At 67.4% G+C, this 21,170-nt stretch carries 23 protein-coding genes; 9 read left to right on the top strand and 14 right to left on the bottom strand.

Features of this window, described 5'->3' with window-relative positions; all coding sequences use genetic code 11:
• Nucleotide 1: 1 nt before the first annotated feature.
• The 3 genes from Q9R19_RS11625 (at nucleotide 2) to Q9R19_RS11615 (ending at nucleotide 1,774) form a co-directional block, all read left to right on the top strand.
• Nucleotides 2-820: a prolipoprotein diacylglyceryl transferase family protein gene (locus Q9R19_RS11625; RefSeq protein ID WP_311256568.1), complete on the top strand. Its 819-nt coding sequence runs from the start codon at nucleotides 2-4 to the stop codon at nucleotides 818-820.
• Complete coding sequence (locus tag Q9R19_RS11620) at nucleotides 804-1,331, top strand: hypothetical protein (protein WP_311256567.1); 528 nt, start codon at nucleotides 804-806, stop codon at nucleotides 1,329-1,331. The genes Q9R19_RS11625 and Q9R19_RS11620 overlap by 17 nt, the downstream gene beginning before the upstream one ends.
• Nucleotides 1,332-1,429: 98 nt before the next feature.
• Nucleotides 1,430-1,774 carry a hypothetical protein gene (locus tag Q9R19_RS11615; protein WP_311256566.1) on the top strand — a complete coding sequence of 115 codons (345 nt, stop codon included), beginning with the start codon at nucleotides 1,430-1,432 and terminating at the stop codon, nucleotides 1,772-1,774.
• 56 nt (nucleotides 1,775-1,830) lie between these two features.
• On the opposite strand, the gene Q9R19_RS11610 is transcribed toward Q9R19_RS11615, so the two are convergent.
• Nucleotides 1,831-2,190 (bottom strand): four-helix bundle copper-binding protein, encoded by a 360-nt coding sequence (locus tag Q9R19_RS11610; RefSeq protein ID WP_311256565.1) that lies wholly within the window; start codon nucleotides 2,188-2,190, stop codon nucleotides 1,831-1,833.
• A gap of 179 nt (nucleotides 2,191-2,369) precedes the next feature.
• Here Q9R19_RS11610 and Q9R19_RS11605 point away from each other — a divergent pair, with 179 nt between their 5' ends.
• Nucleotides 2,370-3,251 (top strand): LysR substrate-binding domain-containing protein, encoded by an 882-nt coding sequence (locus Q9R19_RS11605; protein WP_311256564.1) that lies wholly within the window; start codon nucleotides 2,370-2,372, stop codon nucleotides 3,249-3,251.
• A 53-nt stretch (nucleotides 3,252-3,304) separates the two neighbouring features.
• Complete coding sequence (locus tag Q9R19_RS11600; RefSeq protein WP_311256563.1) at nucleotides 3,305-4,687, top strand: MFS transporter; 1,383 nt, start codon at nucleotides 3,305-3,307, stop codon at nucleotides 4,685-4,687.
• A gap of 6 nt (nucleotides 4,688-4,693) precedes the next feature.
• On the opposite strand, the gene Q9R19_RS11595 is transcribed toward Q9R19_RS11600, so the two are convergent.
• The 9 genes from Q9R19_RS11595 to Q9R19_RS11555 form a co-directional block, all read right to left on the bottom strand.
• Nucleotides 4,694-5,200, bottom strand: coding sequence for an O-acetyl-ADP-ribose deacetylase (locus Q9R19_RS11595; protein WP_311256562.1), 507 nt, complete (start codon nucleotides 5,198-5,200; stop codon nucleotides 4,694-4,696).
• Nucleotides 5,201-5,260: 60 nt separating this feature from the next.
• A complete protein-coding gene (locus Q9R19_RS11590) occupies nucleotides 5,261-5,800 on the bottom strand; it encodes a YaeQ family protein (protein ID WP_311256561.1) in 540 nt (179 codons plus the stop codon).
• A gap of 11 nt (nucleotides 5,801-5,811) precedes the next feature.
• Nucleotides 5,812-6,006: a hypothetical protein gene (locus tag Q9R19_RS11585; RefSeq protein ID WP_311256560.1), complete on the bottom strand. Its 195-nt coding sequence runs from the start codon at nucleotides 6,004-6,006 to the stop codon at nucleotides 5,812-5,814.
• 25 nt (nucleotides 6,007-6,031) lie between these two features.
• A complete protein-coding gene (locus tag Q9R19_RS11580; RefSeq protein WP_311256559.1) occupies nucleotides 6,032-7,543 on the bottom strand; it encodes a sulfatase-like hydrolase/transferase in 1,512 nt (503 codons plus the stop codon).
• A 5-nt stretch (nucleotides 7,544-7,548) separates the two neighbouring features.
• The gene (locus Q9R19_RS11575) at nucleotides 7,549-8,571 is read right to left on the bottom strand and encodes an aliphatic sulfonate ABC transporter substrate-binding protein (protein WP_311256558.1); all 1,023 of its coding nucleotides are present in this window, start codon (nucleotides 8,569-8,571) and stop codon (nucleotides 7,549-7,551) included.
• Between the two features lie 31 nt (nucleotides 8,572-8,602).
• Nucleotides 8,603-9,409 (bottom strand): ABC transporter ATP-binding protein, encoded by an 807-nt coding sequence (locus tag Q9R19_RS11570; protein WP_311256557.1) that lies wholly within the window; start codon nucleotides 9,407-9,409, stop codon nucleotides 8,603-8,605.
• Nucleotides 9,406-10,287 (bottom strand): ABC transporter permease, encoded by an 882-nt coding sequence (locus Q9R19_RS11565; RefSeq protein WP_311256556.1) that lies wholly within the window; start codon nucleotides 10,285-10,287, stop codon nucleotides 9,406-9,408. The genes Q9R19_RS11570 and Q9R19_RS11565 overlap by 4 nt, the downstream gene beginning before the upstream one ends.
• Nucleotides 10,288-10,324: 37 nt before the next feature.
• Nucleotides 10,325-11,557, bottom strand: a complete 1,233-nt coding sequence (locus Q9R19_RS11560; protein WP_311256555.1) for an ROK family transcriptional regulator — start codon at nucleotides 11,555-11,557, stop codon at nucleotides 10,325-10,327.
• A gap of 167 nt (nucleotides 11,558-11,724) precedes the next feature.
• The gene (locus tag Q9R19_RS11555) at nucleotides 11,725-12,627 is read right to left on the bottom strand and encodes a hypothetical protein (RefSeq protein ID WP_311256554.1); all 903 of its coding nucleotides are present in this window, start codon (nucleotides 12,625-12,627) and stop codon (nucleotides 11,725-11,727) included.
• A 336-nt stretch (nucleotides 12,628-12,963) separates the two neighbouring features.
• Between Q9R19_RS11555 and Q9R19_RS11550 the strand changes: the two genes are divergently transcribed.
• The 3 genes from Q9R19_RS11550 (at nucleotide 12,964) to Q9R19_RS11540 (ending at nucleotide 15,254) form a co-directional block, all read left to right on the top strand.
• Nucleotides 12,964-13,455 (top strand): SRPBCC family protein, encoded by a 492-nt coding sequence (locus Q9R19_RS11550; RefSeq protein ID WP_311256553.1) that lies wholly within the window; start codon nucleotides 12,964-12,966, stop codon nucleotides 13,453-13,455.
• On the top strand, nucleotides 13,452-14,924 hold the full coding sequence (locus tag Q9R19_RS11545; protein WP_311256552.1) for an NAD(P)/FAD-dependent oxidoreductase: 1,473 nt from the start codon (nucleotides 13,452-13,454) through the stop codon (nucleotides 14,922-14,924). The genes Q9R19_RS11550 and Q9R19_RS11545 overlap by 4 nt, the downstream gene beginning before the upstream one ends.
• A 129-nt stretch (nucleotides 14,925-15,053) precedes the next feature.
• A complete protein-coding gene (locus Q9R19_RS11540) occupies nucleotides 15,054-15,254 on the top strand; it encodes a hypothetical protein (protein ID WP_311256551.1) in 201 nt (66 codons plus the stop codon).
• Nucleotides 15,255-15,290: 36 nt separating this feature from the next.
• On the opposite strand, the gene Q9R19_RS11535 is transcribed toward Q9R19_RS11540, so the two are convergent.
• The 3 genes from Q9R19_RS11535 to Q9R19_RS11525 all read right to left on the bottom strand — a co-directional run bounded on the left by Q9R19_RS11535 (nucleotide 15,291) and on the right by Q9R19_RS11525 (nucleotide 18,603).
• Nucleotides 15,291-16,502 (bottom strand): Fic family protein, encoded by a 1,212-nt coding sequence (locus tag Q9R19_RS11535; protein ID WP_311256550.1) that lies wholly within the window; start codon nucleotides 16,500-16,502, stop codon nucleotides 15,291-15,293.
• Between the two features lie 620 nt (nucleotides 16,503-17,122).
• Nucleotides 17,123-18,106, bottom strand: a complete 984-nt coding sequence (locus Q9R19_RS11530; RefSeq protein ID WP_311256549.1) for a hypothetical protein — start codon at nucleotides 18,104-18,106, stop codon at nucleotides 17,123-17,125.
• Nucleotides 18,107-18,294: 188 nt separating this feature from the next.
• Entirely contained in the window at nucleotides 18,295-18,603 is a 309-nt protein-coding gene (locus Q9R19_RS11525; RefSeq protein WP_311256548.1) for a transposase, read from the bottom strand.
• Between the two features lie 1,703 nt (nucleotides 18,604-20,306).
• On the opposite strand from Q9R19_RS11525, the gene Q9R19_RS11520 reads away from it, so the two are divergent.
• Nucleotides 20,307-20,897 (top strand): hypothetical protein, encoded by a 591-nt coding sequence (locus Q9R19_RS11520; protein WP_311256547.1) that lies wholly within the window; start codon nucleotides 20,307-20,309, stop codon nucleotides 20,895-20,897.
• A gap of 46 nt (nucleotides 20,898-20,943) precedes the next feature.
• Here the strand turns inward: Q9R19_RS11520 and Q9R19_RS11515 are convergent.
• On the bottom strand, nucleotides 20,944-21,170 hold a 227-nt coding region (locus Q9R19_RS11515; protein ID WP_311256546.1), incomplete at its 5' end, for a hypothetical protein.

The raw sequence follows: 21,170 nt of genomic DNA, 5'->3' as shown, positions 1-21,170 counted from the left end.
CGTGTTCCCGACGCTGAGCGACCTGCTCCCGTGGCTTCCGCCACTGGACACCCACTCGACGTTCGTCGCGCTGGGACTGCTGGCCGCCGGGGGCGTCTTCCTGATCGAGAAGCGCCGTCGCGGCGTGACCGACCATCGCATCGCCTACCTGGTGCTGGGCGCGCTGATCGGCGCGGCCGTGCTGTCGCGGCTGGGAACGTGGGCGCAGCATCTGGATCCCTCGCAGAACCTCAGCCTGCTCGAGCAGTTCACGCGCGGCAACGCCTCGATGCTGTCGGCGCTGGTCGGCGCGTGGCTGGGCGTGCACATCGCCAAGCTGATCTGCCGTTACCCGGCCCGCAGCGGCGACCTGTTCGCCCCGGCGGTGGCGCTCGCGATGGCGATCGGGCGGATCGGATGCCTGCTCACCGAGCAGCCGGGCACGCCGACCGGCGCGTCGTGGGGAGTCGTGCTGGATGCGGATGCCGCGGCCCGCACCGGCTCGCCGGCGGGCGTGCCCCTGCATCCCAGCTTCGCCTACGAGATCGTCTTCCACCTGGCGGCGTTCGCCGTGCTGTGGTTCTGGCTGCGGCACCGCCCGATCGCGGCCGGCGAGACGCTCACGCTGTACATCGCGGCGTACGCCGTGTTCCGCTTCGCTGTCGAGTTCGTGCGCGGCAACGAGGTGGCGTGGATGGGGCTCACCCGTCCGCAGCTGTTCCTGCTGGTGACGATCCCGCTGCTGGCGGGCAGGATGGTCTGGATGCTGAGAACCGGACGCTTCCGCGCCGACGGCGGCGCGGTGACCGAGAGGAGTGTGCGAGATGAGCAGCACGCCTGATGACCCCGTGGACCCGAGCGAGCCGACCGGAGCGCCTGCTCCGCAGCCGGCGGATCCGCCGGTGAACCCGTACGCGAACCCGTACGCAGCGGCGCCCGGCCAGCCGCAGCCTGGTTGGCAGCAGCCGGGCCAGAGCCAGCCCTACCCCGGCCAGGGGCAGCCCTACCCCAGCCAAGGCCAGCCGTATCCCGGAAGCCATCCCGCACCGGGCTGGCAGCAGCATCCGGGCTTCCCCGCGCGCAAAGGGCTGAGCTTCGGCGCCCGCCTGGGTCTGGGCGTCGCGATCGGCGTCGTAGCGCATGTGGTCTGCCTGGTGCTGCTGTTCGCCATCGCCGCGCAGTTCGGGCTCTTCGCCGGGCTGACACCGTTCATCCTCCTCGCCGTGGCGTCGGTCGTCGGGATGTTCTTCCGCGTCACCCGCCCCTGGGCCACCGGCGTGCTCATCATCGCCGCGGCTGCGTGGCTGATCGTGCTGGGGCCCTGCATCGCCCTGATCTACTCGATCGGCTGAGGTCCACTCGGCCGGAGTGTGTCGGCGCGTGTCGGCGCCGATCGACCTGCGCGGCATGCGGTCGTAGCCTCGGAGCATCCGATCCTGAGGAGACCGCCGTGACCAGCCCGCAGACCCGTCTTTCGCCCGTCCAGGTGCGTGAGCGTGCGGCGTGCATGTGCGGCCACGGGTACGCGTGCTCGTCGTTCGCGCCGGGTCACGCCCTGCACCTGATCCAGGCGCGTCTCGCCTCGGCGACGCCGCGCGGCTGGGTGGATGCCCTGGTCGACTCGGCGGATGCCGGCACCGGCGAGCTCACGCTGCGCACGCTGGACGGCGAGATCATCACGGTCTGGAACGCGGGCGGAGCTGCGTTGGAGGCCGCCGCCGGATCACCCGTGGCGCTGCATCGCGACTACGCCGTGCTCGCGATCGGCACCACGCAGTACAACGTCGCGCTCTAGCCCTTCGACAGGCTCAGGAGCCCCTCGACGGGCTCAGGAACCCACGTGGACGCCGGTCAGCTCGCCATCTTCATCATCGAATCCCGCATCGTGGTGCACGCGTCCATGCAGGCCCTGCACGCCTGAGCGCACATCCGGCACACGTCACTGTGCTCGGCGTGCGCCATGCACTCCTCCATGCAGTACTGGCACATGGCGATGCAGGCGTCGAGCATCGACATCATCACGGCCGGGGTCATCCCCTGCATCCGCATCATCGAGCGCATCATGGTGCCGCACATGTCGGCGCAGTTCATGCACGCCGGTGCGCAGTCCATCAGCTGCGTCGAACAGACCGTGCACGCCTGCTCGCAGGCCGAGCAGGCGTCCATGCAGGCCTGCATGGCAGCCATGTCCATCATCTCCATGCCGGGCATCTTCATCTCGTCGGACATCATGTCCATCATCATCGAGTCCATCTCGCCGCACCTCTCCTCTGCCGTCGGGCGGGCATACCGTCCGCCTGACGCCACGCTACGCCCAGGTCCGCGCGCTGAACAGAGCACGTGCGCGCCCCTTCTTGATACGCTCAGTCACCGACGATCGAGAGGACGCCGTGGAGCTGCGCGACATCGAGCTGTTCCTCACCCTGGCCGAGGAGCTGCACTTCGGACGCACCGCCGAGCGTCTTCATGTGTCGGTGTCGCGCGTCAGCCAGGCGATCCGCTCGCAGGAGATCGAGATCGGAGCGCCGCTGTTCCGCCGCACCAGCCGCAAGGTCGAGCTGACACCCGTCGGTGAGCTGCTGCGGGCGGGCCTGCGGCCGGCGTACGACGGCATCCGCCGCTCCATCTCCGATGCGAGAGACCTGGCCGGGCACTCGGCGGACATCCTGACCATCGGGACCATGGGCGCGCAGCGCGTGGAGCTCGACCCGATCCTGGAGGCGTACCGCTCGGCGCATCCGTTCAGCGAGCTGCGGTTCCGCGAGGTGTTCTTCAGCGATCCGTTCGGCGGCCTGCGCCGGCACGAGGTCGATCTGGTGACGGCCTGGCTGCCCATCGCGGAACCCGACCTCGCCGTGGGATGCGTGCTGCGTGAGGAGCCGCTCAGGCTGCTGGTCTCCGACCAGCATCCGCTGGCCTCCCGCAGCTCGGTGTCGCTCGAGGACCTCGCCGACTGGGCTCTGCCCGCCACGGCCACCACCGCGCCGGAGTCGTGGCTCAGCGCGGTCGCGCCGTTGCGCACGCCATCCGGTCGCCCGGTTCCGCGGCGGCACGAGGTCGCCACGTACCCCGAGATCCTCGCCGTGGTCGCCTCCGGCGACGTGGTCTCCACGGTGCCCGACGAGGGCAGACGGTACTACTCGTGGCCGGGCGTGACCTACCTGCCGATCCACGATGCCGAGCCGGTGCGATGGGCGCTGATCCGGCGGCGCGAGCGCATGACCCCGGTGATGCGCGCCTTCCTGGACCTCGCCGCCCGCGCCCGCACGTGAGGAGGCGGCGCCCGGTCGCCCCCGGCGCCCGCCGAGCGCTGTAGGGTCGGGCTGTGCCGCCGTTCACCGCGTTGCAGCGACGGGTCGTCGTCGCGGCGATCCTCGCCTCTTTCGTGACCTTCCTCGACGGGACCGTCGTCACCGTCGCGCTTCCCGCGATCAGCCGCGAGCTGGGCGGCGGCATCGTGACGCAGCAGTGGGTGGTGGATGCCTATCTGATCACGCTCAGCGCGCTGATCCTGCTCGCCGGCTCCGTCTCGGACGCGTACGGCCGCGTGACCGTGATGCGGATCGGCCTGATCGCGTTCGGTGCGGCATCCGTCGCCGTCGCCGCCGCGCCGGACCCGCTGATCCTGATCATCGCCCGCGCGGCGCAGGGCGCCGCCGGCGCACTGCTCGTGCCCAGCTCACTGGCGATGATCACCGCGACGATGCGGGGCGAGCTGCAGTCGCGCGCGATCGGGGTGTGGACGGCGTTCACGACCGGCGCGCAGCTGGTCGGCCCGCTCATGGGCGGTCTGTTCGTCGATCTGATCTCGTGGCGGTTCGTGTTCCTGATCAACGTGCTTCCCATCACCGCGAATCTGATCCTCCTCGGCCGGCTGCGCCTGCCCGACCGGCACCGCAGCGTCCGCGTCGACTGGGCCAGCGGCATCATCTGCGCGATCGGGCTGGGGGCACTGGTGTTCGCGCTGATCGAGCAGGAGCGGCTGGGATGGGGTGCGCCCGCGATCTGGATGCCCGGCGCGGCCGGCATCGCGCTGCTGGTCGTCTTCCTGCTGCGCCAGCGGGGATCGGATGCCGCGCTCATGCCGCTGGCGCTGTTCCGCGTGCGCAACTTCGGCTGGGGGAACCTCGCCACGCTGTTCGTCTACGCGGCGCTGTCACTGAACGGCTTCGTCATCGGGGTCTACCTGCAGCAGGGCCCCGGCCTCAGCGCCACCGCAGCGGGGCTGGCGAGCCTGCCGATCACGGTGCTGATGATCATGCTGTCTTCGCGCGCGGGGGCCTGGGCGGGACGGTTCGGTCCCCGGCCGTTCATGACGTTCGGTCCGCTGCTGATGGCGCTCGGCGCACTGCTGCTGCTGACCGTGGACGCCGAGTTCGACTACTGGTGGCAGGTGCTGCCAGCCATGCTCGTGCTGGGCCTCGGGCTGTCGCTGACCGTCGCTCCGCTCACCGCCGCGATCCTCGGTGCCATCGACGAGGAGCGCAGCGGCATCGCCTCAGCCGTCAACAACGCGGTCTCGCGTGTGGCCGGGCTGCTCGTGGTCGCGCTGCTGTCCACGATCGTCGGGGGCGCGCTCGACCTGGACGGCTTCCACAGCGCCGCGTTCGCCACGGCCGCGCTCTTCGCGATCGGCGGGGCGGTGTCGTGGATCGGCATCCGCCGGAATCCGTCCGAACACCCGGCCGAAGAGCCGGCCGAAGCCTGACCAGGGTCAGGTCCAGGCGTCGATTGCCGCCCGCACCTGCGGGAACGCCGACTCATCGAACGCGATGATCCGGGCATCCGACACCTTCGTCGGGGTATCGAGGATCGTGTCCACGGCGACCCGGATCGCATCCTCCCGCGGCCAGCCGTACACGCCGGCGCTGATCAGCGGGAAGGCGATGCTGCGCGCGCCCAGCGCATCGGCGACCTCGAGCGAGCACCGATAGCAGGAGACCAGCAGCTCCCTGTCGCGCTGCCCGGCGTTCCAATTCGGTCCGACCGTGTGCACCACCCACCGGGCGGGCAGATCGCCACCGGTCGTCCAGCCGGCGTCACCGGTGACGAGTCCGTGCGGAAAGCGGGCGATGCAGTCCTGCAGGATCTTCGGCCCGCCGGCGCGGTGAATCGCCCCGTCGACGCCGCCGCCACCGCGCATCGCGTTGTTGGCGGCGTTCACGATCGCGTCGACCTGCTGCGTGGTGATGTCGCCGAGGACGGCGGTGAGGGTGGGCATGCGACCAGTCTGCTCCGGCCGGCTGGCCGGCGGAACCCGCGCTCGCGTGGCGCTCCCGGCTCAGCGGATGCTGTGGTCGTGCACGGCCGTGCTGAGGTGCGTGCCGTTCAGCTCGAGGTACAGCTGCCGTTCGGTGACCGACACGGTCATGGTGTTCCGGCGCGCCAGTGCCGACGCGGCATCGTCGAGGAAGCCGGCGTCGAAGCTGTGCAGCACGATGGCATCCGCCTCGTGGATCGTCTTGCCCGCCCAGTTCGCGATCACCTTCACGGGGTCGCGGTAGGTGTAGATCGCGGTGCGGTCGGCCAGCTTGCTGCCGTAGTGCAGACGGGCGGCATCCGGCGCTCCGACCTCGACCCAGGCCGTCACACGGTCCGTGAGGTCGCGCACCAGCACCGCCGGCTCGTCGGTCGCCGCGACGCCCTCGGTGAAGGCGATGCCCTCCTCGTACTCCAGGCAGTACGCCAGCAGCCGGGTGAGCATGTAGGCGTCGGTCTCGGACGGATGCCGCGCGACGCGCAGCGTGAACTCGTCGTAGACGCCACGGTCCACATCCGCCAGGTGGACATCGAAGATGTGGATCGTGGAACCGGTCGCCATGAGATCCGAGCTTACGCGCGCCGGCGATCACCGGGACGGGCGGCGCCCCACGTCCTCGGAGATCGCGCCCGAGGCAGCCGCGACCGCCAGCCCCAGCTATCGAAGCGCCACCCGCTCTCGGCGATCGCGTCGATGTGCGGCGTCGCGTTGACGACGGATCCGTACGCGCCGATCGCCTGCGCACCGTGATCATCGGTGAGGATCATCACGATGTTGGGGCGGCGGCATCCATCAGACGCTCTCCGTCACCGACGAGTCGTACGTCGTCTCGTCGAGGCCGCTCTGCGTGGGGTCGTAATCGACCTCCCCGACGTCGTACATCGTCGTCATCCAGTGGTAGAAGTTGTCACCCCGCTCCCGCAGGGCACCGTACAGACGCCGCATCATGCGATCCCGGATGCCGCGCATCTCCGGGTGATCGCAGACGTTGAGCAACTCGTCGGGGTCGTTCCACAGGTCGTACAGCTCGTTGACCGAGTCCGGGTTCACGACGAGCTTGTAGCGCTCGTCACGGAGCATCCGCTGCGGATACGGGAAGTGATGCCCGTGGAACTCGCAGATGATGTCGTCTTCCCACTCGGGCTGCTCACCCTCGACGAGCGGCACGAGGCTGCGCGAGTCGACCGCGGGCGACGGGTCGACGCCGGCGAGATCCAGGATCGTCGCGGTGCAGTCCAGCAGGCTGACGAACTCGGTGCGCACCTGGCCGGCCACACCCCCGGGGATCCGCAGCAGGCCCGGAGTGCGGTAGATGTCCTCGTACATCGCCGGCCCCTTGTCGTGCAGCCGGTGCGCGCCGGTGAACTCGCCGTGATCGCAGGTGAAGAACACCGCGGTCTCGTCCACCAGCCCGAGACGCTCGAGCGCCTCCATGACCCGACCGATCTGCTGGTCGATGAGGGCGACGTACCCCCAGTAGACGGCGATGAGCTTGCGCGTCACCTCGATCGGCATGGTGTCGAACGTCCAGTGTGCGCTGTAGTTGCGCTGCACGGGCGGCTTGCCCTCGAAGGTCTCGGCGATCGACTTGGGGAGCTCGATCGTGTCGGGATCGAACATGTCGAAGTACTCGTCGGGAACGATGTACGGCAGATGCGGGCCGAAGAAGTTCAGCTCCAGGAAGAACGGCGTGCCGTCGTGCTCGACCTCGGCGGCGTACCGCTCGAGCAGCTCGATCGTGCGCGTGGCGAGGTAGTGCTCGAAGGTCGCCTCGACCGGCTGGTGGAGCCGGGCAGCCAGCAGGTTGCCCGGCCCACCGTTGGGCAGCGTGCCGCGTATGCGATCGCTGATCGCATACGGCGGCAAGCCGTGTTCGCTCAGGTAGCCGAGATAGTCCTCGTTCTCGATCGGGTTGTGCCACCCGGGAAGGTCCGGACCGTCGAACCCGAAGTCCGCGGCCTTCTTCTCGGTTCCGGCGTGCCACTTTCCGACCAGTCCGGTGTTGTACCCCTTCTCGCGGAGCGCCTGAACGAAGGTGAACGCACCGTCTTCGAGGTCCTCCAGGTAGCCGACGTTGCGCTCGTGGTTGGCGAGCACGCGGTGCCGGAACGGCGCCTGGCCGGTCAGCAGGCTCGCACGAGCGGGGGTGCAGATCGCCGTCGGCGTGTACCAGCGGTCGAATCGCGTACCGGTACGGGCCAGCTCATCGAGCACCGGCGTCACCGCGAGGGCGTTGCCGTACGCCCCGAGTGTGTCCACCCGGTGCTGGTCCGTCATGAGGAAGAGGATGTTTCTCGGTGCCATGGTGCTTACTCGCCTGCCTGCAGGAAGAGGTCTCCGGTGTAGAACTCGCTGGGCTCCACGGCATCCTCGAGCTTGCCCGCCTCGACGAAGTAGTCGACCATCCCCGCGAACCAGGTGTCGACCGTGCCGTCCTCGGTGAGCTTGTCGAGCTCGTCGAGCGAGAGGATCTGCACGTTGCCGGCATCCGCCTCGACCTGCGCCGGGTCGAGCGCCGAGAATTCGGCGGTCAGCTGGATGGCCTCGTCGGGGTCCTCAGCGCGAAGATCGATCGCCTCGCGCAGCGCCTTCAGGACGCGGTCCACCTTCTCCGGCTCATCCGCCACGACGTCGTTGCCCGCGACGAACGCGGTCGGGAACGCGACGGTGTCCTCGAAGTCGCTGTTCTCGGCGAGCTCGACGAGGTTCGGAACCTGCTTCTTGACCGTCGCGAGCGCCGGGTACCAGAAGCCGGCGCCGTCGACCTGCTTCGACGAGAGCGCGGCGACGATCGCAGCGGGCTCCATCGGCACGGCGTCGATGTCGTCCTTCGTCATGCCGGCTTCCTTGAGTGCCAGCGTGAGGATCATGTCGCCGGACGTGCCCTCGGGGAATGCGACGGTCTTGCCGCGGAGGTCCTCGACGGAGTCGATCCCCTCCTGCCCGACGACGCGGTCGGCCTGGCCGAGCGTGTTGAGCGCGACGATCTTCGCCTGCCCGGATGCCGGCAGCCACACGGCGCCAGGGCCGATGTAGCCGAAGTCGAGATCGCCGGTGCCGAGCGCCTGGATCTGCAGCGGTCCGTTCGTGAAGTTCTGCGGGGTCACGTTCAGGCCGTACTTCTCCCAGAGCCCGTGCTCCTCGGCGATGGCCAGCAGGCTGGTGCCGTTGAAGTCCGGGATGTAGCCGAAGTTCACGTCGATGACGTCGTCGTACTGGCTGTCGGCGGGCTGGCCCGACGACTCCTCACCGCCTCCGGCGCAGCCGGTGAGCACGAGCGCGACGGCGGCGCCGACCGCGGCGGCTCCGAGCAGCTTGCGTGAGATGTGCATATGGGGGTTTCCCTTCTTCGGGTCGAGCGTCTCAGTGCGACGCGGGTCCGGCGGCATTGCCGGAGGCCTGGTGGTAGACGGAGTGCCAGACCCGGTTGCGCAACTGCGCGAACTCCGGGCTCAGGCGCGCATCCTCGGTGCGCGGGTAGGGCAGGTCGACGTCGATGACGTCGTAGATGCGCCCGGGACGGGCGGCCATCACGATGACGCGATTAGCGAGGAATACTGCCTCGTCGACGTCGTGCGTGATGAACATGACGGTCCTCTTCTCACGGCTCCACGCGTCGAGCAGCTGCTCCTGGAGCTTGACGCGGGTGAGGGCGTCGAGTGCTCCGAAGGGCTCGTCCATGAGCAGGATGGAGGGGTTCACCGCGTAGGCGCGTGCGATCGCGCATCGCTGCTTCATGCCTCCGGAGAGCATCTTGGGGAGCGCATCGGCGAACTGCTCGAGCCCGACCATGCGGATGAAGTGCTCGGCGCGCGCGCGCCGCTCCGCCTTCGGGACGCCGGCGACCTTCAGCCCGAACTCCACGTTCCTGCGGACGGTGAGCCAGGGGAACAGCGCGTACTGCTGGAAGATCACGCCCCGCTCGGGTCCCGGCCCCGACACCTCGCGGCCGTCGACCAGCGCCTCGCCGGCGGTCGGCTCCTCGAGGCCGGCGAGGATGTTCATGAGCGTGGACTTGCCGCATCCGGACGGTCCGACGACCGTGACGAACTCGTTGTCGGAGATGTCGAGGTTCACGTGCTCGAGGGCGACGAACTCCTCGTCCTTCAGCTGGAACGTCTTGCGGATGCCGCGGACCGAGATCTTCGCGGCGGTCATGGTGTCGGTCATCGTCGTTCCTGCCATCCGGTGAGCTTGGCCTCGGCCAACAGGAGGAGTCGGTCCATCACCAGGCCGAGGATTCCGATGATGACGATGCTGACGAAGATGGTGGCCAGGTCGTAGTAGATCTGCGCCTGCTGCATCCGGTAGCCGAGTCCCGCCTGCGCGGCGAGCAGCTCGGCGGCGACCAGGGTCGCCCAGGCCGATCCGAGGCCGACCCGCATGCCGACGAGGATGAACGGAGTGGATGCCGGCACGACGACGCGCGCGAAGATCGTGCCGTCCTTCGCGCCGAGCACGCGCGCGGCGTTGATCAGCGTCCTGTCGACGCTGACCACGCCCTGGTAGGTGGAGATGACGCAGGCCAGGAACGCGGCGAGGAAGATGACGAAGACCTTCGGCAGCTCTCCGATGCCCATCAGCACGAGCACGAGCGGCAGGAGCGCCAGCGGCGGGATGGTGCGGAAGAACTGGATCCACGGCTCGGCGATCCCTCGCGCGATGGTGTACCAGCCCATCAGGAATCCGACCGGCACGGCGACTGCGGTGCCCAGCAGGAACCCGCTCAGCACGCGCGCCAGGCTGGCCAGGACATCCTCCTGCAGGATGCCGGCCTCCCACATCATGATCGCCTTCTGCACGACCTCGGGCGGGGTGGGCAGCTGCAGCCCGCTCAGGGCGAGCACCCACCAGATCGCGATGCCGCCGACGATCGACACGGCGTTCAGGATCATCAGCCAGGTGCGCTTCGACATTCGGCGCCGGCGGACCTTGCCCGCGGGGCGCGGGTTCTCGGCTGGGGTCTCCTCGGCGAGCGCGGCGCCGCTCGCCGACGACGGCAGGGCCTTCTCACGCGAGGGAGTGGACGGGGTCTCGACGCCGTTCATGATCGGGCTCCTTCGCTGACATCGGTTCCGGGCAGGGTCACAGGACGCTCCTTTGCGGCGGGGTGGCGCGGACGGATGCCGTCGGGTCGGGGTAGCCCGCCAGCAGGGGTGATTGATGGAAGATCGCGGCGATCGCGCCGAGCGCGCCGTCGCTGTCGCGCAGCTGGGCGGCGCGGACGATCTGGGGCTGGTCGGAGGGGATCGAGTACAGCTCGTACCGCAGCGTGGCAGCGGCCTGCTCGACGATGACCGGGGCGACATGCACGATCTCGCCGCCGATCACGACCTCACGGGGGTTCAGGGTCATCGCCGCGGCGCCGAGGACGCGGCCGATCGTGGATCCGACCTCGCGCAGCACGGCGTCGACCGCCGGATCGCCCTTCGCCACTGCGAGCGCGAGGTCGTCGAGCGATTCCGTCTCGGCGCCGGCATCGCGGCACGCCTGCAGGATCGCGGGTGCCGAGGCGACCGTCTCGAGGCATCCGCGCTTGCCGCACCGGCAGGCCAGACCGCGGGGGTGGGCCGTGACGTGCCCGAGCTCCCCGGCGAAGCCGAGGGATCCTGTGACGAGGCGTCCCGACACGACCAGGCCGCCGCCGACGCCGTCCGAGAGACGCAGGTAGATCAGGTTGTCCACGGCGTCTGGGCGTGCGATCGCCTCCGCCAGTGCCGCCAGCCGCGTGTTGTTGTCGACCATCACGGGAGCGCCGAAGCGATCCGCGAAGGCGCGGTCGACTCCGTCGGGTGCCAGCTGCCTTTTCCAGCTGATCGCGGGCACGCCGGCGAGCGCGGCCGTGTAGGGCCCCGGCACGCCGATGCCCACGGCCTGGAGGGCGCCGAAGTGCACCCCGGTCTCCGCGCTGAGCCGGTCGATGAGGTCGAAGGCTGCGGCGATCCGGTCCGGCCACGGCGTGTCATTCTCGTAGCGCTGCGCTCCCTGCGCGATGACCTCGTGCGAGGCATCCGCCACGGCGACGTGCACCCGGCGGTGGCCGAAGTCGACACCGAGGAACTGGCCCGAATCGGGGTCGAGCGCCAGCCGCTCAGCGGGACGTCCGCTGCCGGCGCGGATCGCCGCGTCGGTGTCGGCGACGATGATCGCACCGCGGTTGAGCAGCTGCGCCGTGATCTCGGAGAGGGTGGTGCGCGAGAGTCCGACGCGCTTCGCGAGCTCGCCTCTGCTGAGAGCTCCGTGCGCGCGCAGCGCGGTGAGAACGCGCTCCTCGTGAGTGCGTCGCACCAGTGCGTGGACCCCGGTCGTCGATGACATGCGTGCAACTCTCGCAACCCCGAATTTTTCCGTCAACAGTCCGGCAGAAAGATTCGAGGATTTCCCCGGGCTGTGACCAGAACGTTGTCTTCCGTCACGCAGGAGGGGTGCCCGCCTCACGGCGGACGCCCCATGCGGGATGCTCCGGGCTAGTCCTCGGTCGACGCTCAGCCCTCGGCATAGCCCCAGCGCAGGCCGAGCACGCCCGGCCCGAAGCCGTGTCGCGACGTGTGCGCGATCCCGCCGATCAGCCGCACCGGCGACGACGACACCTCGGCGCCGCCGTCCGACTCGGTGTACTCCTCGCACCAGTCGGGCTCGCAGTCCCGGGGGAACCGCACGAAGATCATCGTCTCCTTGGCGGGACGCGCCGTCGCGTGCCAGGCGGTGCGCCGGCGCGGATAGCCCGGCGGCGGCGCCTCGCTGAACTCGAACAGCACCGTCTCCCCCGCCTCCACGGGGCGGTCGAAGGTGAACACGATCCCGGAGACGCGACCGTCGGGATGGCGATACTGCCTGTCCAGGCGCGCGCCGATGACATCGGTGATCAGCAGCATCGCGTCGGTGGGCTCTTCATCCACGTCGATCAGAGACAGGTCCGACAGCGTGCCGCTGGTGACCTGCACCAGGCACCGGTAGGTGGTCCGCTCGACGGTGCCGTCCGCGCCGACGACGACATCCATGTGCGTGGAGATGTCGCGAAGGCTGTTCTGTTGGGCGGCGCGCAGCGCTGCGAACGTCTCCCCGATCTCGCGCCGTTCCCGCTCATCGTCGAACGGCATGCGCGGCATGGGCAGTGCACCCATCCGCACCATGCGCGGAACCAGCCGCGACAGCTCGCCGGCGGGCACCTCGAGCAGGCGCTCGAGCGCATCCACGGCGCTCAGCGACGCGGCGCCCTCCGGATGCCGTTCACCCGATCGCCAGTAGCTGAGCATCGCGATCGAGACCGGGTTCCCGCTGTCGCGCAGGCGAAGGTGCAGCTGAGACAGCGATACCCCCCGCCGAGCGATCGCGCTGCGCAGCGCGTCCGCGAAATCCGGTCGCCGAACACTGTCATCCCCAGTCATCACAGTCTCCCCCGAGTCGTGTGAAACCCCATCCCGTACGCTTCAGCATACGTCGGGTCGAACCCCCTCACGCGTCCCGGCACAAGGCCGCCGTGCTGGGGCACGTCGGTTCCTCCCCTCGCGGAGGGCGGCTCTGGAGACGCCGCCCTCCGCGTCAGGAGGGGCGGGCGCCGGGCCGCTGTGCAGCACACACGAGGCGACGTGCCACAGGCGAGACGGTGCGCGCAACCCGCTGCCGGGCGGCGACGCAGGGAGCTACGTTCGAAGCGACCGGATCCGTGCAGGATCCGGACTCACCGACGGTGAGGATCCGTGACGACAAGAGGGGACGACACGATGTCCCGCAATGTGAGGCTGGTGCGCTGCGCACCCGAGGACGTCTTCGAGGTGCTGGCCGACGGCTGGCTGTACCCGTCGTGGGTGGTCGGCGCGTCGCGCATGCGCGCAGTCGACGCGGACTGGCCACGGGCAGGGGCGCGACTGCATCACTCGTTCGGAGTGTGGCCGATGCTCCTCGACGACAGGACAGTGATCGAGGAGCACCATCCGCCGCACGCCATGGTGATGCGGGCACGGGGCTGGCCGGTCGGCGAGGCCCGCGTGACGCTGCAGGTCAGGCGCCATGGCCAGGACGCGCTCGTGCGGATCCAGGAGGAGGCCATCGCCGGCCCGGCGCGATGGGTGCCGCGACCGGTGATGGACGCGCTGCTGCACTGGCGCAACGCCGAGACGCTGCACCGCCTCGCCTACCTCGCGGAGGGGCGTGCAGCTCGTCGCGCGGCCGCAGCGGCATCCGCTCCCGCCGACGCGGAGGTGCCCGGACCGTGAACGGAATCCGTGGCGACGCCGGGCTGGATGCGATCGTCGTCGGCGCCGGACCGAACGGTCTCGCCGCCGCCGTGACGCTCGCACGCTCGGGCCTGCGCGTGCGGGTCTACGAGCGTGCCGATCAGCCGGGCGGCGGGGTCAGCACCCGCGAGCTCACGCTGCCCGGCTTCCAGCACGACGTCTGCTCCGCGGTGCATCCGATGGCGTTCGAGTCCCGGTTCTTCCGCGAGTTCATGCTGCGCGAACGTGTGGAGTTCGTCACCCCGGAGGTCTCGTTCGCGCAGCCGCTCGAACACGGGCGGGCGGCAGTCGCCCATCGGGATCTCGCGCGCACGCGCGACAACCTGGGCGTGGACGGCCCGGCCTACGAGCGGCTGATGCGTCCGCTCGTGGAGCACTCGACCCGGATCGCCGACTTCACCGGCTCGACGCTGCTGCGCATCCCCCGGCATCCGCTCACCGCCGCCGCGTTCGGGCTGCGCGCGCTCGAGCAGGGCACGCCGGCCTGGAATCTGCGCTTCCGGGAGGATGCCGCGCCCGCACTGCTCACCGGCGTCGCAGCGCACAGCATCCTCGCTCAGCCGAGCATCGCCGGCGCCGGCGCCGCCCTCGCGCTGATCACGTACGCGCACGCGGGTGGCTGGCCGATCCCGGTGGGCGGCAGTCAGTCGATCACGGATGCCCTGCTCGCCGACCTGCGCGCTCACGGCGGCGAGGTCGTGCTCGACCACGAGGTGGCCTCGCTGGCCGAACTGCCGTCATCGACGGTCACTCTGCTGGATGTCACGCCGAAGGCGCTGATCCGGATGACGGGCGACGCCATGCCCGGCCGCTATCGACGTGCGCTGGAGGCGTTCCGGTACGGCGACGGCGTGGCCAAGGTCGACTTCGCGCTGAACGCTCCGGTGCCGTGGACGAATCCCGACCTGCGCCGGGCCGGCACCGTGCACGTCGGCGGGACGCGTGCCGAGATGGCGGATGCCGAGAACCAGGTGCATCGCGGTCGGCATCCCGAGCGCCCCTACGTGCTGGTGTCTCAGCCGTCGCTGTTCGACGCGAGCCGTGCGCCGGCCGGGATGCACGCCCTCTGGACCTACACGCACGTGCCGGCCGGGAGCTCCCTCGACCGGCAGGAGGCGATCGTCAGGCAGATCGAGCGCTTCGCGCCCGGATTCCGCGACACGATCGTCGCCGCCTCTTCGCGCAGCGCTCTCGAGGTCGAGGCGCACAACCCGAACTATCCCGGCGGGGACATCGCCGCCGGGTCGCCCGACCTGTGGCAGCTGCTGCGGCGCCCCGTGCTCAGCCCCGACCCATGGCGCACCCCGATGCGCGGTGTGTACCTCGCCTCGGCATCCGCCTCTCCGGGGCCGGGCGTGACCGGGATGCCCGGCTGGCTCGCCGCGCTCAGCGCGCTGCGGCACGAGTTCGGGACGCGGATGCTGCCGGACCTGTCACCGCGCGGCTAACGGCGTGGGCGGAAGGGCCCGCGCTGACGGCGGAGGCGCCGGACGCCCGCGTGCGCGCACATCATACGCGCGGGCGGGCCGCGCGTCACCGCTCTGTCGGTGCGCGCCGCCGCGATGTGTACTCGTCGCATGACACGCAGAGATGAACACCGGCAGCAGGACAGCCCCGAACCCGGCGACGGTCGCGTCGACGGGGATCCGGAACCGGCGAACGAGGCGCTCCCCGACGGCCAGTTCCACGACCAGGACATGCCCACAGCCGACGGCGAGGTCGTCGACGGTGGCGATCCGCCCGACGAGGGCGGGTCTGCCGGCGAGGGTGGTGCCTGATCCCGAGCCGGCTCAGGGGTTCGCGGATGCGGTGGATCAGGCCGTCATCGCTGCTTGAATGCGCCGGTCGAGATCATCGAGCTCGGCGAGCAGCTCGGACGCGACCCAGACACGATCGCGCTTGCGCCCGGTGATCTCCTCGATGAACCCGGCTTCGGCGAGCTGATCGATCGCCAGGTACGCCGCGGGCGTCGACGATCCGGATCGCCGTTCGATCTCGGCGGCGGTCATGACCGGGTGGTCGTAGAACAACGGAATCAGCGCTGATGCCGCAGAGCCCTTCCGGGGCTTCAGCTCATCCGTCCACTCGTCCGGGAGAGCCTTGATGCGGGCGATGGAATGGCGCGAACAGATCGCTGCGGACCGCGCCGACCGCGCGAACAGGTCGATCAGCGGCGCAGGCTCGCCCTTCCGGTACTCGCCGAGGGCGGCGAAGTAGTCGTCGCGCTTTGCGAGCAGGCCACTGGCAAGGGGGACGACAGCGTTGCGGGTCACGCCTCGCCGACGGAACACGGCCGACACCAAGGCGCGACCGATGCGACCGTTGCCGTCGGTGAACGCGTGGATCGACTCGAACTGAGCATGACCGATCGCAGCCTGCGTCATCACGGGCACGTCATCGCGATTGAGATAGATGATCAGGTCGTCGATCAGCGCTGTCACTCTCTCCGGAGCCGGCGGGATGTGCAGGGCGTCTCGGGGGGAGTAGTCGCTGCCACCGATCCAGTTCTGCATGTCGCGCAGCCGACCGGCGTAGGCCGCTTCCATCGGATCGTCATGCATCAGTGCGCGGTGCGCCACCAGCAGATCGTCGAGCTCGAAGCGTCCCCGCTCTCCGACGACGGTGACCAGGCTGTGCAGCGCGGTGCTCGCCGCCACCATGCTCGTCGCGGAGGTATTCGAGCGGTTGCCGACCAGGGCCTTGGCGTAGTCCACCGCGTCAGCGGTGATGCGCTCGATCTTCGATGACGCGACAGACTCGGTGCGCATCATGAAGCGGCTTATCGCCGCCGAGTGCCCTTCGGCATCGGTGTCCGCCTGTGTCACGGCGAGCAGAGCCTCCTCCGAGGCGACTGTCGTCGTGATGGGCGGCAGATAGTCCCGCTCCGCGATCATCGGAGGGACCGTCGCCTCGACGGAACTGAGCGTCCGATCCGCCCGGGTCCCCCCGCGCACCTGCTGACGCCATGGCAGCAGCTCGACATCGTGGACGGGCCACGGGATGCCGATCTGCTCGGGGGAAGCCATAGCTTGATTGTCTCACAAGTTATTATAGTTTGCGACGCTAACCTTAATTAGTGACAGCACTATTCCAGGCGGGGCTGCTAGCCGTGAAGCAGGAGCTGCATCCGGTGACCGACACCTCCGATCAGTGGCCGACCATTGCTCTGGGGACTTTGCACCAGCGCCGGGTAGATCTGATCCAGCACCGTCGCCGACTGAATCAGGTCGAGCTTCGACTGCGCGGCAGTGTCCCCGAAGATGAGTTACAGCTCCCTCAGCTGCGTCGCTCGGTCAGGCACGCGCTCAGTGAAGCGTTAGCACGGTGTTATCACGGGATGGTTCTCAGACATGAAGAAACCCCCGCGATCCCAGTGTTTCCAAGGGATTGCGGGGGTTTCAGTCTGGCGGTGACGGTGGGATTTTGTAATCCTAAGAGAAAAGCGCGAAAACACGCGACTTTCCGAGCTATCGGCCAAACCGCATCAACACAATCATCAACACAAATCGCCACATGGCAAAACAGCGGGCCTCGTCGCTCGCTAACGTTCGTAGGCTACATCAATGCTGTTCATGCCGCCAGCGGTCACAGGATCGAGTCTGCGCGAGTTTCACGACGGGTTCGCATCGTTGCGTCACCCCTGAAGTCAACGGTCCAGATCGCGAGCCAGCGTCGTTGTCCATCGAGAAGTCTCATCGCCCATCGTCAGGTATTTGCTCAACGGCTTTGCGAGGTAGAACGCCAGCGCTCCAGTAAGCACCTTGTCAGCCACGGAGACAGCAAGGTTGGTCAGCCCGACCACTACCCACAGGTTCGCACCCGTTGTGCTGAGCGACTGAAAGAAGCCGTCGAAACCTCTACCCGGCTCGCCACCGAAATACAGAACAGTAATCGGCACGGCTAGGGCAGAAGTCATTAACGCCACGAGCACGCTGAGTCCTAAGAAGCGCGGCAGTGTGTCAGCAAGACTCCAACGCCGTGCGCCATAACCCCATAGGATTCCTGCGCTTATCATCGTGGTTGCGAACAGGGCATCACCGACATTGCCCTTAGTCAGTTCAATGATCGCGAAGATAGCTCCGACCAGAGCGGCCCACCGCGGGCCGAGCAAGATAGCTACGGCGGCGGTCCCGATCATGTCGAAGAAGAAAATGTCTCCGAACAAGGGGTTCAGGAACTTACCGGTGGCATTGAGCAAGACTCCCCCACCGACAACGGCCAGGAGGACCGCTAGTGCTGGTCGATGAGCAACAGGGCTGACTTGCGGGGTCACAGAGGCGTGCTCGACTGAAGGTGTTCTGTTGGCTACTTGCTCAGTCCGCAACGCCATTGCGGCCACGCAACGCTCGCGCCATCGTTTGCTCTCGTCGGCGTCCAACCCGAGCGCTTGAACGATCTCACCAACGAGGACCGGATTGACCCGTTGGCGGCCAAGACGGAACGCATCAGAGACCGTCGTGTGAGCGATCTGTGAAGTTCCGGGCCTCGCTCCTGCTGCTTCACGCTGCTGGCTGATGATGAGGGCTATCGACCTGTAGGACAGTCCCGACAGTTCGCGGAGTTCACGAAGGTCACGGACGAACTCGTCCAGAGACTCCGTGCGCGCCTTGGCGAGTTCCGCTTCCTTCACTGTCCCGATGATAGCGAGGATGCGGGCGTTCACTGGGATCGGGCCGTGTAGCCCAGCCGTGTACGGAACTATACGGATTGCCGTTCAGGGCCGTTGCCCGTTCGTCAGCCACCGGTAGTAGGGCTGGCGGGAGAGCTTGAGCACCCGACACGTCACCGTCACAGGGATCCCTGCGTCGGCGAGCTCGCTCACGAGCGGGTAGAGCCTTTTCCCGGCAGGTTCGCCTGCGACAGATACGCCGCCGCGCGGCGGAGGACCTCGTTCTCCTGCTCGAGCAGACGGTTCCGCTTCTTCAGCTCACGGATCTCCGCCGCCTCGGTCCGCGACTGGCCGGGCTTCGAACCTTCATCGATGTCAGCGCGACGCATCCACTTCTGCAGCGTCATCGGGTGAACACCGAAGTCTTTCGCGATCTGCTCGATCGTCACTCCGGGCTCACGGTTCCGCGCGACGCGCACAACGTCGTCACGGAACTCGGACGGGTAGGGCTTGGGCACAGCAACATCCTTCCAGGCCCACCCCACGGGCAAGCCAGATCAGATGTCACCTACCCGTGCAGCAGTCCCTTGACACCCGAGAAAGCTGTGGTCTGGCCGTACTTGTATCGTCAGTATCGGGTAGATCGACGGATCCTTGCTCCCCTTACTGGTATGTGTATGTAAAGAGGCGTTATAGCTATAACCATTCCCCACGGGAATCTCCTTTCTATGATCTACCCGATACTGACGATACAAATATGGATCTACCGTACTTTTTTGGGATTAGACGGCGATACTAGCCCCGATACAGCCCCGATACAGCCCCGATACAGTACCTGCTTTTCGTGTCTGAAGTCAGTCTTTGTCAACAGAATTACCTATCGGGAATCACAAGCGATCTACTCAAGTGAGTCAGTGACTGCTTTTATGTCACCAGCGGTCACCAGAGCGATTCTGAGCGAGCTTCCGACCGTGGACGGGTGAACGTGTCACTGCGCGAGGCTTGAGCGGAGAACGGCACTGGCAGCCGCGTCGTGTACGGATCTGTACGGACTGCTAGCGTCGGCCAGGATCAGGCACTCCTGTGTATTGTCGCTGCCGTAGCCTGACCGCATGGGCAAAGGCAGTAGGAGCAAGAAGCAACGGCAGGCTGGAGTCAGTGGCAATCCGGCTAAGAGGGCGCTGGCGGCTAGCTCTGCCTCGCTCTCTGGCACTGGGTCACGTAGCGAGTCGATGCCGTTCTACCTGATGGACGCTGTGCCCAACTACGACAGCCCTCGGAAGTCCGCACTCGCGGAATCTGAACGCCTCCATGCTTTGGCACCCATCTTGGAGGCGCGATCCGCTGAACCTCGACTTGATCACTGCTGAAGGACTTCTCCAAGCCGCAAGCGTGAAGAACGGTTGGTAACAGATCCCACCGCGAGTGGTCACCACAACTTGGGGTTATCGAACGGTCATTACACGCAATCTAACTGAAGGACCGGTAGGAGCATTGACCAATAGAGAACAGCGTCGTCAAGAACGTCAACGCCTTAAGGAGAAACGCCTCAATCACCGAGACAGCAACAGGCAGCTTAAACGCGCGAGGCGAATTGAGCTTAGGGATATAACGAGGAGTACGTACGAACAACGCTGGCCCTACGTTGTCAGTGGCATCTTCTTCGCTCTTGGCTTTGTTCCCCTCCTGGGTTGGATAACCGTAGCTGGTTTTGTGCTCTTTCCCCTGCCCTGGATGGCGCTCATGGCGATCACTGACTACCGCATCCGCCCCTACGTCCTTGCCCTATTGTTCACCGTTGTCAACGCGGTCGTGGCGTTGGTTGCTCAGATCTATTACCTCCTGCATGTGTAGGAAGACCGAAGGGTGCGTCGGGGAAGTTTTCTTCGCCCGTCTGCTGGTGACCGCGGCTCAACGAAGGAGGTTTAGCCATGTGGCATAGCCGTAGGCAGAGTAAAGCCGCCCTAGCTCGGGCGAAGGAAAGGTGGAGGGAGGAGGAGACTGAGCAGAGACGAGTAATGGCCGAGGAGGCGCACCAAGCGCACCTGCAGAGGAAGCTGAGGCGCATCGACGCAGAAGATGTACTACTTGGGGAGTGGTGTCACTTGATCACCAACCGCTTGTTTGAGGGCCGGTCAGCTATCAACGGTCACTGTTCACGAGGGGGTAAGAGGTGATGAGGGGTCGCTCCAAGAAGCACGGGCAGGAGTCGCCAACCCCGATGACTCCTGAGGAGAAGTTGAATCAGCGATGGCTCAAGATGTCGGATGCCGAGCGTGCTGCGTATCGGCGCGAGCAGCATGAAGCGGAACTCAGGAGGATCAATCGCGCGGTCGATGCCTACCTTCGCGAGCATGATGCTCGCAAGCAAGCCGCATTCGAGGCGGCGAGGGAACGCGAGGCTTGGGCCGATGATTCCAACCCTGAGGTGAACCTTGAAGCAATCCTGGCGCGGGGGCGAGAGTTCGACCGGGATGAAGCGCCCCCGCTACACGGCACCTTGCGCCGCGATCCCCATCGAGAAGCGAAGGAGATGGCGCGCATCGAGGCGCGACAAGCTGCACAAAAGGCCTCCTGGGCAGAGCGTGCTGACCGCAATGCTGCGGAGCACGATGCAGCCCGGTTAGCTCGCGAGGCACAGAAGACAGAGCGACTTGCCGCGCAGGAAGCAAAGCGCGGTCAGATGAAGCAAGCCCGCAGGCAGGCGGCATCAGTGTTCGCATACGCCTTGTGGTACGCGGAGTCCCTGAAGGACCCCGACACGGAAGCGACCCTCGGACAACTTCTGTCACGACAGTCCGACACGTTCTAAAGCGAAGAGCCCCCCGACGAGTCGGGGGCTCAAGCGAGAGGGAGTCCTAGTATTTCGTCCCGTTCGCTTCGTTGTAAGCGGCGATGGCCGCCTTCGGAACCGCGCCGCGCTCGCTCTTCACGAGGTCACGGATCTTCGCCGGCTGTTCCTTAGCCCAAGCCCGAATCTCCTTGGCCGGCACGGCCTCCCGCTTCACGGTGCTAGTCGGGTTGTTCCCGGACACCGCAACCTTGATGAAGGGATCGAGAGCGTTATAGAACTTCTCGCGGTTGT

Origin of the sequence: Microbacterium sp. ARD32 (genome assembly GCF_031844385.1) — a bacterium.
Lineage (GTDB): Bacteria > Actinomycetota > Actinomycetes > Actinomycetales > Microbacteriaceae > Microbacterium.
This window is presented reverse-complemented; position numbering and strand designations above follow the sequence as displayed.

Bases quoted from the DNA above. Each gene is read 5' to 3' on its own strand.
- Q9R19_RS11555 (WP_311256554.1), bottom strand. From the start codon at position 12,627: ATGACTGGGGATGACAGTGTTCGGCGACCGGATTTCGCGGACGCGCTG.
- Q9R19_RS11595 (WP_311256562.1), bottom strand. From the start codon at position 5,200: ATGCCCACCCTCACCGCCGTCCTCGGCGACATCACCACGCAGCAGGTC.
- Q9R19_RS11535 (WP_311256550.1), bottom strand. From the start codon at position 16,502: ATGGCTTCCCCCGAGCAGATCGGCATCCCGTGGCCCGTCCACGATGTC.
- Q9R19_RS11575 (WP_311256558.1), bottom strand. From the start codon at position 8,571: ATGCACATCTCACGCAAGCTGCTCGGAGCCGCCGCGGTCGGCGCCGCC.
- Q9R19_RS11540 (WP_311256551.1), top strand. From the start codon at position 15,054: ATGACACGCAGAGATGAACACCGGCAGCAGGACAGCCCCGAACCCGGC.
- Q9R19_RS11590 (WP_311256561.1), bottom strand. From the start codon at position 5,800: ATGGCGACCGGTTCCACGATCCACATCTTCGATGTCCACCTGGCGGAT.
- Q9R19_RS11560 (WP_311256555.1), bottom strand. From the start codon at position 11,557: ATGTCATCGACGACCGGGGTCCACGCACTGGTGCGACGCACTCACGAG.
- Q9R19_RS11610 (WP_311256565.1), bottom strand. From the start codon at position 2,190: ATGCCCGGCATGGAGATGATGGACATGGCTGCCATGCAGGCCTGCATG.
- Q9R19_RS11570 (WP_311256557.1), bottom strand. From the start codon at position 9,409: ATGACCGACACCATGACCGCCGCGAAGATCTCGGTCCGCGGCATCCGC.
- Q9R19_RS11520 (WP_311256547.1), top strand. From the start codon at position 20,307: ATGACTCCTGAGGAGAAGTTGAATCAGCGATGGCTCAAGATGTCGGAT.
- Q9R19_RS11580 (WP_311256559.1), bottom strand. From the start codon at position 7,543: ATGGCACCGAGAAACATCCTCTTCCTCATGACGGACCAGCACCGGGTG.
- Q9R19_RS11620 (WP_311256567.1), top strand. From the start codon at position 804: ATGAGCAGCACGCCTGATGACCCCGTGGACCCGAGCGAGCCGACCGGA.
- Q9R19_RS11565 (WP_311256556.1), bottom strand. From the start codon at position 10,287: ATGAACGGCGTCGAGACCCCGTCCACTCCCTCGCGTGAGAAGGCCCTG.
- Q9R19_RS11585 (WP_311256560.1), bottom strand. From the start codon at position 6,006: ATGATCCTCACCGATGATCACGGTGCGCAGGCGATCGGCGCGTACGGA.
- Q9R19_RS11550 (WP_311256553.1), top strand. From the start codon at position 12,964: ATGTCCCGCAATGTGAGGCTGGTGCGCTGCGCACCCGAGGACGTCTTC.